Below are 13662 nucleotides of genomic sequence, written 5' to 3'. Positions count from 1 at the left end.
CAGTCAAGCGCAGCTCCCACATAGGATTTTCGTTGCTTTGGGGATTGCGTTCGCTTAATTCATCGACATTGGGGCAGGTGCTGTTTTATTTGTCCTGGCGCGCATCCAGGGTTTTTTGATGCTCGGCCAGGAAGGGTTGCTCCGCTGGATCAAAACGATCAATCCCGGCGGTGAAGCGGTGCCAGTAGGGGTACAACGGCTGACGGCGAGTGACGGCTTCGATGCGCGCCGACTGCTCGTCGGTGAGTTTCAGTTCGGTGGCCGCCAGGTTATCGCGCAGGTGTGCTTCCGTACGGGCGCCGACAATCAGCGAGGTGATCCCCGGGCGATCCTTGAGCCAGGCCAGGCAGGTGCGGGCGACCGAGACGCCGTGTTCATCGCCGACGGCGGCGAGGGTCTCGATAATGTCCAGCGCACGTTCCTGGTCGTGGACGTAGGGTTCCGGCCAACCGCTGCCCTGGCGGGTATTGGCCGGTGGCTTGTGCCCGCGTCGGGTTGTGCCGGTCAGCAAGCCTTCGCCCATCGGGCCCCACACCAAAGTGCCGACCTGCTGGTCCAGGGCCAACGGCAGCAACTCGTACTCGGCCTCGCGGGATTCCGGGGTGTAGTAGATCTGCTGGGTAATCGGCTTGAGCATGCCGTGCAGTTCAGCCTTGCCCAGGGTTTTCATCATCTGCCAGGCGGTGAAGTTGCTGGTGCCGAAATAGCGGATCTTGCCCGAACCCACCAACAGGCGCAGGGCTTCCAGGGTCTCTTCGATTGGCGTCATGCCGTCCCAGTTGTGCAGTTGGTACAAGTCGATGTGGTCGGTACCCAGGCGCTTGAGGCTGGCTTCGCACGCGCGGATCAAGTGGTAGCGCGATGAGCCGGAGTTGTTGGGGTTGTCGTCCACCGGGCTGCGGCCCTTGGTGGCCAGCAGAATGTCGTGACGCTTGTCGCCCAGCGCCTTGCCCACCACTTCTTCGGCCAGGCCGTGGGAATAGAGGTCAGCGGTGTCGACCATATTCACCCCGGCGTCGAACGCCATATCGAACATGCGCTTGGCCAGGGGCACATCCACCGCACCGCATTTTTCAAATTCTGCGCGACCGCCAAAAGGGACGGTGCCAAGGATGATTTCCGATACCAGCAGGCCGGAATGACCCAGTTGTCGATACTGCATGTTGCCTCCTACTTAACGTTGCACGTGAAGGTGTGAACGATGGGGGCGGCGATAGTTTGAATTTTTTCGTGAAATCCTCGCGCCCGTCTTGGCATGACGTCAATGAAGATTGTTTCGCTGGATGAAATGCTGGATTGTGAATCCTGGTCATTCCGCCAGACAGGGCAGCGGTAGAACATCCCTGGCGTCGATACCCACTCATTTGGAGCCTGTCATGACCCAGCCTGCGATCAAACTCTATGGTTTTCCCCTGTCCGGCCACTCCCACCGGGTCGAGCTGATGTTGTCCCTGCTGGGGCTGGCGAGTGAATTTATCCTGGTGGACCTCAAGCAAGGCGCGCATAAAACGCCTGAGTTCCTCACCACCCTGAACAGCTTTGGCCAGGTGCCGGTGATTGATGACGGCGGCACGGTACTGGCCGACTCCAATGCGATCCTGATTTACCTGGCCAGCACCTATGGCAGCGGCCAATGGCTGCCGAGCGACCTTGTCGGGCAAGCCAAGGTGCAGCGTTGGCTCTCGGCCGCCGCCGGCCCACTCCATGCCGGGCCTGCCACGGCGCGCTTGGCCACGGTGTTTGGCGCCGAGGTGGACACTGTCGGCGCAATCAACCGTGCCCATGCCTTGCTTAGCGTGATGGAGCAGCAACTGAGCCAGAGCCGTTTCCTCGCCAGTGAACAGCCCAGCATTGCCGATATCGCCTTCTACACCTATGTGGCCCACGCGCCGGAAGGCAATGTGTCCCTGGCCGACTACCCTAAGGTGCGCGCCTGGCTCGCCAGCATCGAAGCACTGCCGGGTTTCGTTGGCATGCCGCGCACGGCGGTGGGGCTGCAATCGCAATAACAACCAAGGGGCGCCGATGGACCGATTTCATGAAATGCAGGTGTTCCTGGCCGTGGCCGAGGAGGAGGGGTTTGCGGCTGCCGCACGGCGCCTGAACACCTCGCCGCCCAGCGTGACCCGCGCCATTGCCGCCATGGAACAACGCATCGGCACCCAGTTGTTGGCGCGCACCACCCGCAGCCTGCACTTGACCGAAGCCGGCCAGCGTTACCTGGAAGACTGCCGACGCATCCTTGCCGAGCTGGACGAAGCCGAGGAAGCGGCGGCGGGCAGTTACTCCATCCCGGGCGGCCAGTTGACGGTGACCGCACCGGTACTGTTTGGCGAGTTGTATGTGGCGCCGGTACTGGGGGATTATCTGGACCGTTTTCCCTTGGTGAGTATCAACGCCTTGCTGGTCGATAGGGTGGTCAATATGACCGACGAAGGTGTTGACGTGGCGGTGCGTATCGGCCACCTGCAGCCATCCTTGCAGCAAACGATCAAGGTCGGCGAAGTACGCCGGGTGGTGTGCGCATCGCCGGCTTATCTTGACCAACACGGGCGGCCCCAGCGCCCCGAGCAGTTGCGTGAGGCCAAGCTCGTCACCTCATCGTCCAGCCAACTGGTCAGTGAGTGGACATTCATCGACGCCGGCCAGCCGCTGAAGGTACCGATCGAGCCACGCCTGGTGGTCACCGCCAACAATGCCGCGATCAACCTGGCCCGCCTGGGCTGGGGCATGACGCGGGTGCTGTCTTACCAAGTCGCGGCAGCGGTGGCGGCGGGTGAGTTGGAGCTGGTGCTGGAGGATTTCGAACCGGCGCCGCTGCCGATCCACGTGGTGTTCCAGCAAAACGGCCGCATACCGGCCAAGGTCAATACGTTTGTGGATTTCCTCAGCCATCGCCTCGGGCAGGACCCGGCCCTGAACGCGGCGACGAAGCAGCGCGCCTGATGGAGCGTTTTCGCGATATGCAGCTGTTTGCCGCGCTGGCCGGGCAACCCAGCCTGGCGTCGGCGGCGCGCCATGCGCAGGTCTCCGGCCCGACGCTGGTACGAGCGGTTGCGCGCCTTGAGGCACGCCTGCGCGTGGTTTTGCTGCAACGCAGCACCCGTGGGGTCAGCCTGACCGATGCAGGCCAGGCTTACCTTGCCGACTGTGTGCGTCTGCTGGCAGCGGTGGACGCGGCCGAGGCTTCGGCCAACGGTTTGCATGTGCAGGCCCAGGGCGACCTGCGGATATTCCTGCCGTTGCTGTTCAGCCGCTATGTCATGGCGCCGTTGTTGGCCGGCTATGCGGATCGCTACCCGGCGGTGCGTGTCATCGCGCACTACCACGATTATTTCCCTAACCTGCACGTAGAAGGGCTGGATGTGGCGGTGCTGGTCGGCGAATTGCCCAGTTCGTCGCTGATTGCGCGGCAGGTCGGGCAGGTGGGCACTGTCCTTTGCGCCAGCCCCGCTTACTTGGCGAACCGGGGCGAACCCCGACATCCGGCCGACCTCAAGCAGCATCATCTGATTGCCAGCGCCGACCCGGTGCACTGGGATTTCCCGCATTACACCCTCAAGGCTCGCGCCCGGCTGCGTTGCGCCACTGTCCAAGGTGCGATCAATGCGGCGGTGCAGGGGGCGGGCGTGATTCGAGCCTTGAGTTACCCCCTGCACGAACACCTGGCGAGCGGCCAGTTGCAGCGTCTGTTGCCTACCTTCGAGTTGCCGCCGCAGCCGGTGTATGTGGTTTACCGCGAAGGTCGTCATGCGTCGATGCGCGTGCGCAGCTTTGTCGACTACTGCGTCACCGCGTTGCGCGAGCATCCGGCGTTTCAGTTGGCGTAATAGTGGATTGCCCAGGGTGGGCATTCTCTCCATCGCGGTGTGGGTGCAGCATCTTCAGTATCTAACCGGAGGTGAGCGCCATGCACTCGATTGAACCAACCCCTTGGCATGTCGGCGAACGACACATGCAGGAAAGTGCCGGCGTCTCTGAACGCATGGCCATGATCGGGCCTAAGGTCATTCGTGATCATCTGCCTGAGCAGCACCGCGATTTTTATCCGCTGCTGCCGTACTTGATCGCGGGTGTGGTGGACGAACAAGGCATCCCCTGGGCAACGATGCTGGAAGGCGCTCCAGGGTTTGCGCATTCACCGGACCCACACACGCTGCAGATCGACAGCCTGCCCGCCAAAAGCGATCCCGCCTGGGCTGGGATAACGGATGGCGCGGCGATCGGCCTGCTGGGCATCGACCTCAACACCCGCCGCCGCAATCGCATGAATGGCCGGATCGGATCGCTTGAGGATGAGGGCTTTACTGTGGACGTAGTGCACACCTTCGGCAATTGCCCCAAGTACATCCAACTGCGGCCCGTCGCTGGCATTGCACGCAAACCCGGCAACCTGGCCGAGCGCAGCAACCGCCTGGACGATGCGGCTCAAGCGCTGATCCGCCACGCCGACACTTTCTTCGTCGCCAGCTACGTCGAACTGCACGGCGAACGTTCGGTAGACGTCTCCCACCGAGGCGGCAATACGGGATTTGTGCGCGTGGAAGGTAACGTACTGACCATCCCGGATTTTGCCGGCAACCTGTTCTTCAACACCCTCGGCAACCTGCACGCCAACCCGGTGGCGGGGTTGTTGTTTGTTGATTTTGAGACGGGTGACGTGCTGCAAGTGGCCGGGCGTACTTCGTTGATCCTGAGCGGGCCGCAAGTAGCTGAGTTCGAAGGCGCGCAGCGCTTGTGGACGGTGACGGTGGAACATGTGGTCCGCCGCCCGGCAGCGTTGGCCTTGCGTTGGCAATTCGCTGAATTTTCACCGCACAGCCTGGCGATGGGCACCTGGTAGCCTGGCACGATAATGCCATGTAGGAGCGAGCTTGCTCGCGAAAAACGTCAACGATAACGCGTGCTTCCTGAGTAAGTGCGGCGCCTGTGGGTTTTTCGCGAGCAAGCTCGCTCCTACAGAAGGTGGTATGAAGTGTGGCGCAGGCAGGTGGATGAGCTCGCTCTAGGGAAGAAGGTCAGCCTGACGTCGAGTCATGCCGTAATCAGCATTGGGAAACAGCTGACTGGTCATCTCGATGATTTTGCTTTGCGCGTCGATGAACTTGCCCATTCGGGCGCCACCCGAAGTTGAGTCATACAACGCCTGTCCGACCCTTCGACCGTTCTCGAACACCTGAATATCGGCGAAGCTCATGTACAGCGCCATGTCCCAGCTCCATGTACCGATATAAGTGGTCGACAGCGCGCAACTGGCGGGCGGGGCGCCTGGCGGCAACTCGCGGGGTTGAAAGCCCTTACTGCGTAATTGAGCGGTGTAAGTCGTATTGAAGCCTTCACGCAAGCCTGCGGCGGGAATCATGCAGATTTCGGGCGAGTGAACAGTTGAGGAGGGAACGGGGGTGACGGTTTGCGTGATACTGCAGCCGGTGAGGGCGCCGCATACCAGTAAGCAAGCGAGGGTTGTTACCTGGTGCATAGCGACCTCCATGTCATAAGTAGTGGCTGGATGATAGCAGTGAAGTTCCAGCATGGATCACTATCTACTGAGACACAGCCGATCCAATGTGGGAGCTGTCGAGCTTTAGCGAGGCTGCGATGGCGGCGGCACTGTCAACATACTCATTGCCTGACCCACCGCTATCGCGGCCTCGCTAAAGCTCGACGGCTCCCACAGGGGAATGTCATTGCCTGGCGGGTTTGCGCGTTTTCATCAGGCCGCCGGGCACTCAAGGTTCAGCGCTTCACCCACGAACATGTTGCTGGATGTTGAACCATCATCCTTAGCGATTCCTTTGGGTTAGCCTTGTTTTCCTACTGACAACAAGGATTGGTCATGCAACGAAAGGTTATTAATCCCACGACGGTATTCAACTCCCTGCAGTACGGTTTCAGCCAGGCCATGGAAGTGCCAGAGGGCCGGCGAATCATGCTGTCGGGGCAGGTGGGGGTAGATGCTCAAGAGCACACGGTCGGCCCCGGCATCGCCGAACAGACCGCCGCAGCGTTGGACAATATCGAAAAGGTGCTGGCCGAGGTCGGTGGCGACCTGTCTCATGTGATCATGCTGCGGCTGTATATCGTCGAGTCTGCCCGTGAGCAGCAAGCGTCGATCGCCCATGCGCTACTTGAGCGCTTCCCGCACAACCCGCCACCGTCTTCGTGGATTATCGTCAGCGGGTTGTCGTTGCCGCAGTGGTTGATTGAGATTGAGGCGGAGGCGGTGATATGAGTGGCTTTCACCGAGCGCTGACAAATGCTGCTGATCATCTGTAGTCAAACCGCGATTCCCCCCGTACCATTCGCCCCCCTCGCAGTGACGCGAGGCGCAGCGCCAGGAAGGCTCATCCCATATTTTTCCTGACGCCTGCCGTTTATTTTTATGCCTGCGTTCAGGGTTCGATATGTCTCACTTCTCTCGGCCTTTGGCCTTGTTCTTGATTACGGCAGCCCTGGCAGGTTGCGGTACTCAGTCTGCGTCGCTGGTTAGCCAGCCGTTGCAACCTGGCCCCCAGGACCCGGTCGCTTATGTAGTCGGATCAATCGGCCCGCAGAGCCTTAGCGCATCTCCTGCGCCTAATCAGCGTTTACTGTTTCGCAAGCGCGGTTCCGAGTTTGGCGCCGCAGCGATCTGGGTGGGCGTCGGTCGGCAAACACCTCAGGATGTGAAGGATGCGGCCGGTGCCGCCAGTGTATTCGTGTTGGCGCTCAAGCCTGGGGATTATGAGTTCTATGATTTTCAGTTTTTCTCCAGCAGTTATTCACCCCCTCTGGGGACGACCTACACCTCGGTGCAGGCGCGAGAGAAATTCAACCTGCCACTGCGCCTGAAGGCCGGCAACGCCTATTACCTCGGTGAATTTCGCTCGTTATGCCTTGGCGCTTCGCTGTGTGCCTTCCGCTGGCGCGACCAGCAAGCACGCGATGAGCCGCTAGCGCGGCACTCTGTTGCGGGCCTGCCGGCTCTGGAGTTGTTGCCGCTGGATTATCGCAGCGCCGACCCTTATATCATCGCGCCGCTGCCATCCGGGGCGGGCCAGAACATCCTTCACGAGACACGCCCATGAACCGTTTTATTACGTTCAGCGCCCTGGCGCTGCTGACCGGGTGTGCAACCACCCATACGCTTCCTGAGCGTGCATTGCCGGATGGCAAGGAATATCTCAAGCCGATCCACGTCATGATCGATGACCCGCTTAATGCAGCACAAATTCGTAACCAATTGCGTGAGACTGGGGTGTTTCGCAGTGTCGAAAGCGGCCGGGGCAACGCGGACGATTACTCGGTGTGGGTGCGCTACAACGTTCAGCGTGATATGCCGCCTTTCCCGGTGGTACTGCTGAGCGCGGCAACTCTGTTTCTGCTGCCCCTGTCCGTGAGCATTGACACCACCACCGAGTTCTCCCTGCAGCACAATGGGAAGCAGCTCAAGCAGTACAGCTACCGCAACGTCACCCACAAATATTCCTGGCTGCTGGATGGCCCTGGCGGGATGGAGCTACAGAGCGGTCACCGTGTTGCACGGGCTTTTGCCGAAGATGTACAGCGCGACGGGCTGCTGCCCGAAGAGCACGCACAATGATCAGGACTACGTTACTGGCCGCCGTGCTGTTGCTCGGTGGTTGCGGTACCGCCCTCAAACCGTTGGATTACAAGGCAGAGCGTGCCTACGTGCCGATGAGTGTCACGATGCCGTCGCCCGTGTCGAGGTTTGAACAGCAGACGCAACGCGAAGTTATCCAGTTGTTGCGTGACACAGGTGCCTTCAGTTTTATGGATGGCGGTTTCAGCAAGACGGGCTACAGCTTGTTGGTCGATCAACGCGGCGGTAAAGGGGCCGGTGCGCTCCCGGCGATACTTGGCGCGTTGACGCTGTTGACCCTGCCAGTGCCCTACACCTACGAGCGCCAGTTGCACGGCTCGCTGTTCAAGGACGGGCAACTGCTCAAAACCTATGCTTACAAGCGTGGTGGTTGGACAGCTACGACCTGGTACATCCCCATGACCGAGCCCCGCAGCGAAAGCGAGATGTTGAGCGAGTTGATGCGGGATCTGGAGCACGATCACTTGATTCCTTATCAGTGACAGCTGGTTATTTTAATTAGTGTTGATAGAGAGGTTCATGGATGAATTACGAATTGTTGTTTGGCTTGGATGTGCAACTGGGCTTTTTGGTGATGGCCTTTGTGTTGGTGATGGCGGTGATTGGCTTCATTCTGGACAAAGACACCACGCCGCAGGTTGTCGTGGCGACCGGCGTTGCGCTGATTTCGATTGCCGCGTGTGCCGTGGTCTCCATCGACGCATTCAATGGGCTGGCGCAGTCACTGCACGAAAAAGGCAAAATCAGCGGTGCTCTGTTTGACCAGGTGAAACACCGCTCCAACCTGTTCCTCTTTGTTTTCCCGTTTGTAACCGCCGCCATCGGCACGAACCTGATTTCCGACGTGTTGACCAAGAAATTGCATTATGAAAAATCCTTGGGCCCTGTGAATTTGTTGCAAGGGTGCTTGGAACTTATGAAAATTCTTTTCGGTTTGGTTATTTTTCCGTTTGTTGCAATTGGCTTGGCGCCCTTCGTGTTGGTCGATACGTGGAAGCGCCATGTCACCCGTTATATGGAAGGGGTTGGCGCAGTGAATCGTCATCTGCAACTCAAGATGCTGAAGGCCGACATCATTTCCAGGAACCTGTTTCGTGGCCCACCCGCCAAACCTGCGCCCTGATTCCGGTCGTCGGCACTCAGCCCTTAATACCGAACCATCACCGACTTAAGCTCGGTGTAGTCCTCAATGAACGCACTGCCAAACTCCCGCCCTAATCCCGAAGACCGGCTGCCACCAAACGGCACTGCCGGGTCGAGCAAGGTGTGCATGTTCACCCACAGGGTGCCGGCCTTGACGGCCGGGATCATGCGCAGGGCCTTGCCCAGGTCATTGGTCCACAGGCTGGCGCTCAACCCGTAGGGCCCGTGGTTCATCATGGTCAGTAGTTCGTCTTCATCGTCGTAGGGCAGGAAGGTGGCGATGGGGCCGAAGGTCTCCTCGTTGAGCAGGGTGTCGTGCAGGTGGTTGGCGAGGATCACGGTGGGTTCAACGTAGCAGCCGGGGCGGTCGATGAGGTGGCCGCCGTGGATGATCGTGTTGTTTTCGGCGCGGGCCTGGTTGAAGTAGCCGAGCAGTTTGTGTTGGTGTTGCTGGTGGGTCACGGGGCCGAAGTCGGTGTGGTCATCCAGGGGTGAGCCGATGGTCAGGCGGCTGAGACGTGCCTTGAGTTTTTCCAGCACGGCATCGATCTGTGAGCGGTGCACGAAGAAGCGCTCGGCCGCTGCGCAGATTTGCCCCGAGTGCAGGAAACCCGCTTCGATAATGCCATCCACCGCTTTGTCTACATCCATGTCGCGCAGGAAGCCGGCGGCGTTCTTGCCACCCAGTTCCAGGGTCGCGCGGGTCAGCCCGGCGCCCATGGCACTGCGGCCTACTGCAATACCGGTGGGCACTGAGCCGGTGAAGGACACCTTGTGCGTGCCGGGGTGTTCCACCAGCCCCTTGCCGACTTGGCCGCCGCCGGTCAGCACGTTGAGCACCCCCGCCGGCAATCCGGCGTCGATGGCCAGTTCGGCGATGCGCAGCAGGGTCAGCGGTGTGAATTCGCTGGGCTTGATGATGATGCTGCAACCGGTCACCAGTGCCGAGGCGAGCTTCCAGATGGCGATCATGGTCGAGAAATTCCACGGCACAATGCCCACCACCACGCCCACCGGTTCGCGCAAGGTGAAGGCGGTGTAGCGCTCGCCATTGAACGAAGGCAGCGACGGCGTGAGGGTCTGGCCGCTGAGCTTGGTGGCCCAGCCTGCGTAGTAGCGCAGGAAGTGCGCGGCCTGGTCGACCTCAAAGGCGCGGGAAATCTGGATGATTTTTCCCGACTGGCAGGTTTCGATCTGCGCCAGTTCTTCGCGATGGTGTTCCAGCAGGTCGGCCAGTTTCAGCAGCACGTTGCCACGGATGGCGGGAGCGGTCTGGGACCACAGCTGGAAACCACGGTTGGCGCAAGCGACCGCGGCGTCGATATCCGCCAGGTCTGCGTCGGCCACGTCGGCGATCACCTGGCCGGTGGCGGGGTTGGTCACGCTCAGGCGTGCATCGGCGTGGCTGCGCACACTGGCGCCGTCGATAAACAGCCCATGACGGCGACGCAAAAAGGCTTCGACGTGAGGCAGCAGCGGGATATCGCTCATGGCAGGTTCCTGGCAGTTCACAAAAGAAACCCCGAGGTTAACCAACGCGCAGGTACGCGGCTTGACTGTGCCTGCCAGGTTTTATGCCTGTGCCTGCCGTGCCTGTGAAAAGTACAACCTTGCCTGCCGAACGTGCATGTTGTGCCGGCGCAAGCCGTTCGATACTGGCCCTGCATCCCGCGCCGTTCCACGATTCGGAGCGCCTGCCGGACTTCCAATAATAAGCAGGGCCGTCCATGAAAAAGCCAAACCCGCTCCTCGAAGACCTCAAGCCTCTTCTGCCTGCCATTGCCGCGAACGCCAGCCGTGCCGAACAGCTGCGCCAGGTGCCGGATGAGAATATCGCGCTGCTCAAAAGCATCGGCCTGCACCGCGCCTTCCAGCCCAAGGCCTTTGGCGGCCTGGAGCTGTCGCTGCCCGAATTCGCCGACTGCATCGCCTTGCTCGCCGGCAGTTGCGCCAGCACCGCCTGGGCCATGAGTTTGTTGTGTACCCACAGCCATCAACTGGCGCTGTTCTCGGCGCAGTTGCAGGAGGAGATCTGGGGCGCCAACCCGGATGCCACGGCCAGCAGCAGTATTGCGCCGTTCGGCCGGGTGACCGAGGGCGAGGGTGGCGTGTACTTCAGTGGCGAGATGGGCTGGAGCAGCGGCTGTGACCATGGCGAGTGGGCGATTGTCGGCTGCCGTCGCCAGAATGCCGAAGGTACCCAGGATTACTGCTTTGCCGTGCTGCCGCGCAGTGACTATCAGATCCGCGATGACTGGTTCGCGGCCGGCATGAAAGGCAGTGGCACCAAGACCCTGATCATCGACAACGCCTGGGTGCCTGAGCACCGGATCCAGAAGGCCAAGGACATGATGGAAGGCAAGTCCGCAGGCTTTGGTCTCTACCCAGACAGCCAGATTTTCTACGCGCCGTACCGGCCGTATTTCGCCAGTGGTTTTTCCACCGTCAGCCTCGGCGTGGCCGAGCGCATGCTGGAGGTGTTCCGCGAAAAAACCAAAAACCGTGTGCGCGCCTACACCGGTGCCGCCGTCGGCGCAGCGACCCCGGCGCTGATGCGCCTGGCCGAGTCCACCCACCAGGTGGCCGCTGCTCGGGCGTTTTTGGAGAAGACCTGGCAAGACCACGCCGAACACAGCGCCGCCCACCGCTACCCAGCGCGAGAAACCCTGGCGTTCTGGCGCACCAACCAGGCCTACGCCACCAAGATGTGCATCGAAGCGGTAGACCGCCTGTTCGCCGCCGCCGGTGGCAATGCCTGGTTCGAACACAACGAAATGCAGCGCCTGTTCCGCGATGCCCACATGACCGGCGCGCATGCCTACACCGACTATGACGTGTGCGCGCAGATCCTTGGCCGTGAGCTGATGGGCCTGGAACCCGACCCGAGCATGGTGTAGCTGCGTTTTCCCTACAACAATCAGGGCGGCCCATAGAGGCCACCCGGGAGTCTTGCATGTCTGACGTATTCGACCCACGGGCCTTTCGTCGCGCCTTGGGCAATTTTGCCACTGGCGTGACCGTGGTCACCGCCGCCACCGTCTCCGGGCGCAAGGTGGGCGTGACGGCCAACAGTTTCAACTCGGTATCCCTCGACCCGCCGCTGGTGCTGTGGAGCATCGACAAGCGCTCCAACAGCCATGCCGTGTTCGAGGAGGCCAGCCACTTTGCCGTGAATGTGTTGGCGGCGGACCAGGTGCATCTATCCAACAATTTCGCGCGCCCCCGTGAAGACCGCTTCGCCCTGATCGAATACGAGCCGGGAGAGGGTGGCTCGCCGGTATTCGCCGATTGCTCGGCGCGTTTTCACTGTGAGAAATACCAGCAGGTGGACGGCGGCGACCATTGGATCATGATCGGCAAGGTGGTGGCCTTTGATGATTTTGGCCGTGCGCCGCTGCTCTATCATCAGGGCGCCTATGCCGAGGTCAGGGCGCTGCCTCCGTGCGCGCCCGAGGCGGTTTAGAACGGCACGGCGACCACCAGTTGGCTGTAGACATTGGTGCCGTTGCCGCCGATCTGATTGCCGCCGTTTTCGGCTGATTTATTCGGTTTGTACAGGCCGAGCAGCGGCGTGATGATCAGGTGCTCGTTGACGGCCCATTCGGCATACAGGTCCAGTTCGCGGCCATCCAGGTTCAATTGGCCGCGGGTGCTGACGGTGTTGTAGTCGAAGAACAGCGCCCCAAGCGTGACGTTCTCCAGTGGCTTGACCTTGAGCGCCACGTGCTGCACGGCGGTGTTGCTGTTGAAGGGGCCGGAATAGTTGCCCGCTACTTCGCCCTGCACCCAGGTGCCGTAGCCACGGTTGAAGCCTGAGAACATGCCGTCCCAGTTCTTCGAATAACGGGCGTAGCGGTAGGTCAGGTCCGGTGACCACGGCAGGTTGGTGAAGGTGTAACCGGCTTCGGCGTAGCCGGCATTTTCCTGGCCGTCGCGACGGCTTTGGCGCGCCAGTTCGAAGGCGAAGTGCGCGTTGTCGATACCGGCATTGCCGGTGCCGCGCAGGCTGTAGAGGTTCATGCCTTTGCGCTGGCGCTGCAGGTCTGTGGCGAAGCGCTCATCCACATCGATGCCGTGAATATAGGTCAACCCCAGGGTGCCCGGCGCGGCACTGTATTCCAGGGTGCCGGCGGCCATTTCGGTGAGGGCTTGGGCGCGGTTGTCGGATTTGATCCACATCAGGCTGCCATGCACGCCGTCCTTGCCACCCAGGCGAATCACCGCCGTCTTATCGAAGGCATGGCGTGCGGCGATGTAGTAGGCGCCGCCGCGATTGAACTCGCCGTCGCCCACACCGTTGCCCAGGTTGGGGCCGTCGTCGTTAAGGATAAAACCGTCGCCCAACATGATGATCTGGCGGCCAAACGACAGGTCCACACCGTCCTTGCCCAACACCGGGAACAGCTCCCCGGACCGCCAGCCGGCGAAGGCTTCGTCAAACTTGGTGGTGCGCTCGGTGCCGTTGGTCAACCCGGCCGCATCGCCATCGCCCCAGGTACCGGAACTCACCAGGTTGGCCGTGCCATACACACCGCCCAGGTTGCCCAGGCTCTGGTCAACGCTCAGGCCGTACTTGATGAACGCCTCACGCCAGGTGGAGCCGCCGCTGCGCCCATCGTAGTTCTTCGGGCTATTGAACATACCGTACACGGCGAGGAAGTTGCCGGTGACCTGAGTGTCGGCGTCTGCATACAACTCGATGGCCTGCGCCTGGCCCACCAGCAGTGCCACGCCCAGGCCGACCGTCTGGCGCAGGCGGCGGTTTTTCAGTGTGTGCTCCATTGTTATTGACCCCATCTTGGTTAAGAGTGAGGGCGCATTAGGGCGAGCGGTATGAGGCCAAGTCTTTTCCCTGCGTGCCAGGCAATTGACTCTGGCCGCCAGGCCACACGCCCTGGCAGGCAGCAACAAAACCG

At 61.0% G+C, this 13662-nt stretch carries 14 protein-coding genes and 1 pseudogene; 11 read left to right on the top strand and 4 right to left on the bottom strand.

Features of this window, described 5'->3' with window-relative positions; genetic code table 11:
* Positions 1 to 85: 85 nt before the first annotated feature.
* Positions 86 to 1162, bottom strand: a complete 1077-nt coding sequence (locus GH769_RS14640) for an aldo/keto reductase (protein ID WP_020300751.1) — start codon at positions 1160 to 1162, stop codon at positions 86 to 88.
* Positions 1163 to 1376: 214 nt separating this feature from the next.
* Between GH769_RS14640 and GH769_RS14635 the strand changes: the two genes are divergently transcribed.
* The 4 genes from GH769_RS14635 to GH769_RS14620 all read left to right on the top strand — a co-directional run bounded on the left by GH769_RS14635 (position 1377) and on the right by GH769_RS14620 (position 4843).
* The gene (locus GH769_RS14635; protein ID WP_014719095.1) at positions 1377 to 2009 is read left to right on the top strand and encodes a glutathione S-transferase family protein; all 633 of its coding nucleotides are present in this window, start codon (positions 1377 to 1379) and stop codon (positions 2007 to 2009) included.
* A gap of 16 nt (positions 2010 to 2025) precedes the next feature.
* Positions 2026 to 2946 carry a LysR family transcriptional regulator gene (locus GH769_RS14630; RefSeq protein WP_032901996.1) on the top strand — a complete coding sequence of 307 codons (921 nt, stop codon included), beginning with the start codon at positions 2026 to 2028 and terminating at the stop codon, positions 2944 to 2946.
* Complete coding sequence (locus tag GH769_RS14625; protein ID WP_020300749.1) at positions 2946 to 3830, top strand: LysR family transcriptional regulator; 885 nt, start codon at positions 2946 to 2948, stop codon at positions 3828 to 3830. The genes GH769_RS14630 and GH769_RS14625 overlap by 1 nt, the downstream gene beginning before the upstream one ends.
* An 80-nt stretch (positions 3831 to 3910) precedes the next feature.
* Entirely contained in the window at positions 3911 to 4843 is a 933-nt protein-coding gene (locus GH769_RS14620) for a pyridoxamine 5'-phosphate oxidase family protein (protein ID WP_020300748.1), read from the top strand.
* 162 nt (positions 4844 to 5005) lie between these two features.
* On the opposite strand, the gene GH769_RS14615 is transcribed toward GH769_RS14620, so the two are convergent.
* Positions 5006 to 5479, bottom strand: coding sequence for an Sbal_3080 family lipoprotein (locus GH769_RS14615; RefSeq protein WP_032901991.1), 474 nt, complete (start codon positions 5477 to 5479; stop codon positions 5006 to 5008).
* A gap of 357 nt (positions 5480 to 5836) precedes the next feature.
* On the opposite strand from GH769_RS14615, the gene GH769_RS14610 reads away from it, so the two are divergent.
* The 5 genes from GH769_RS14610 (at position 5837) to GH769_RS14590 (ending at position 8726) form a co-directional block, all read left to right on the top strand.
* Positions 5837 to 6232 carry a RidA family protein gene (locus GH769_RS14610; protein WP_003192423.1) on the top strand — a complete coding sequence of 132 codons (396 nt, stop codon included), beginning with the start codon at positions 5837 to 5839 and terminating at the stop codon, positions 6230 to 6232.
* A gap of 172 nt (positions 6233 to 6404) precedes the next feature.
* Positions 6405 to 7067, top strand: a complete 663-nt coding sequence (locus GH769_RS29105; RefSeq protein ID WP_032901988.1) for a hypothetical protein — start codon at positions 6405 to 6407, stop codon at positions 7065 to 7067.
* Positions 7064 to 7582 carry a hypothetical protein gene (locus GH769_RS14600; RefSeq protein WP_003192421.1) on the top strand — a complete coding sequence of 173 codons (519 nt, stop codon included), beginning with the start codon at positions 7064 to 7066 and terminating at the stop codon, positions 7580 to 7582. The genes GH769_RS29105 and GH769_RS14600 overlap by 4 nt, the downstream gene beginning before the upstream one ends.
* Positions 7579 to 8085: a hypothetical protein gene (locus tag GH769_RS14595; RefSeq protein WP_032901985.1), complete on the top strand. Its 507-nt coding sequence runs from the start codon at positions 7579 to 7581 to the stop codon at positions 8083 to 8085. The genes GH769_RS14600 and GH769_RS14595 overlap by 4 nt, the downstream gene beginning before the upstream one ends.
* 41 nt (positions 8086 to 8126) lie before the next feature.
* Complete coding sequence (locus GH769_RS14590; RefSeq protein WP_003192417.1) at positions 8127 to 8726, top strand: hypothetical protein; 600 nt, start codon at positions 8127 to 8129, stop codon at positions 8724 to 8726.
* 23 nt (positions 8727 to 8749) lie between these two features.
* Here GH769_RS14590 and GH769_RS14585 read toward each other — a convergent pair whose 3' ends face one another.
* Positions 8750 to 10237 carry an aldehyde dehydrogenase family protein gene (locus tag GH769_RS14585; RefSeq protein WP_032901982.1) on the bottom strand — a complete coding sequence of 496 codons (1488 nt, stop codon included), beginning with the start codon at positions 10235 to 10237 and terminating at the stop codon, positions 8750 to 8752.
* A 236-nt stretch (positions 10238 to 10473) separates the two neighbouring features.
* Between GH769_RS14585 and GH769_RS14580 the strand changes: the two genes are divergently transcribed.
* Together GH769_RS14580 and GH769_RS14575 are read left to right on the top strand one after the other, a co-directional pair.
* Positions 10474 to 11643 carry a p-hydroxyphenylacetate 3-hydroxylase oxygenase component gene (locus tag GH769_RS14580; RefSeq protein WP_032901980.1) on the top strand — a complete coding sequence of 390 codons (1170 nt, stop codon included), beginning with the start codon at positions 10474 to 10476 and terminating at the stop codon, positions 11641 to 11643.
* Positions 11644 to 11699: 56 nt separating this feature from the next.
* Positions 11700 to 12173: pseudogene (locus GH769_RS14575) on the top strand (flavin reductase family protein); the annotation flags it as partial.
* Between the two features lie 32 nt (positions 12174 to 12205).
* Here the strand turns inward: GH769_RS14575 and GH769_RS14570 are convergent.
* Complete coding sequence (locus GH769_RS14570) at positions 12206 to 13528, bottom strand: hypothetical protein (protein ID WP_032901976.1); 1323 nt, start codon at positions 13526 to 13528, stop codon at positions 12206 to 12208.
* Positions 13529 to 13662 lie beyond the last annotated feature (134 nt).

The sequence above is a fragment of the Pseudomonas sp. CFSAN084952 genome, from assembly GCF_009648855.1.
GTDB lineage: Bacteria > Pseudomonadota > Gammaproteobacteria > Pseudomonadales > Pseudomonadaceae > Aquipseudomonas > Aquipseudomonas paracarnis.
Note: the sequence above shows the minus strand (reverse complement) of the source record. Positions and strands in the feature narration are given on the sequence as shown.

What these genes read in the sequence shown, in the direction of transcription:
- GH769_RS14625 (WP_020300749.1), top strand. Translation starts at nt 2,946, where the DNA reads ATGGAGCGTTTTCGCGATATGCAGCTGTTTGCCGCGCTGGCCGGGCAA.
- GH769_RS14580 (WP_032901980.1), top strand. Translation starts at nt 10,474, where the DNA reads ATGAAAAAGCCAAACCCGCTCCTCGAAGACCTCAAGCCTCTTCTGCCT.
- GH769_RS14570 (WP_032901976.1), bottom strand. Translation starts at nt 13,528, where the DNA reads ATGGAGCACACACTGAAAAACCGCCGCCTGCGCCAGACGGTCGGCCTG.
- GH769_RS14585 (WP_032901982.1), bottom strand. Translation starts at nt 10,237, where the DNA reads ATGAGCGATATCCCGCTGCTGCCTCACGTCGAAGCCTTTTTGCGTCGC.
- GH769_RS14615 (WP_032901991.1), bottom strand. Translation starts at nt 5,479, where the DNA reads ATGCACCAGGTAACAACCCTCGCTTGCTTACTGGTATGCGGCGCCCTC.
- GH769_RS14635 (WP_014719095.1), top strand. Translation starts at nt 1,377, where the DNA reads ATGACCCAGCCTGCGATCAAACTCTATGGTTTTCCCCTGTCCGGCCAC.
- GH769_RS14640 (WP_020300751.1), bottom strand. Translation starts at nt 1,162, where the DNA reads ATGCAGTATCGACAACTGGGTCATTCCGGCCTGCTGGTATCGGAAATC.
- GH769_RS14600 (WP_003192421.1), top strand. Translation starts at nt 7,064, where the DNA reads ATGAACCGTTTTATTACGTTCAGCGCCCTGGCGCTGCTGACCGGGTGT.
- GH769_RS14630 (WP_032901996.1), top strand. Translation starts at nt 2,026, where the DNA reads ATGGACCGATTTCATGAAATGCAGGTGTTCCTGGCCGTGGCCGAGGAG.
- GH769_RS14595 (WP_032901985.1), top strand. Translation starts at nt 7,579, where the DNA reads ATGATCAGGACTACGTTACTGGCCGCCGTGCTGTTGCTCGGTGGTTGC.
- GH769_RS14620 (WP_020300748.1), top strand. Translation starts at nt 3,911, where the DNA reads ATGCACTCGATTGAACCAACCCCTTGGCATGTCGGCGAACGACACATG.
- GH769_RS14610 (WP_003192423.1), top strand. Translation starts at nt 5,837, where the DNA reads ATGCAACGAAAGGTTATTAATCCCACGACGGTATTCAACTCCCTGCAG.
- GH769_RS14590 (WP_003192417.1), top strand. Translation starts at nt 8,127, where the DNA reads ATGAATTACGAATTGTTGTTTGGCTTGGATGTGCAACTGGGCTTTTTG.
- GH769_RS29105 (WP_032901988.1), top strand. Translation starts at nt 6,405, where the DNA reads ATGTCTCACTTCTCTCGGCCTTTGGCCTTGTTCTTGATTACGGCAGCC.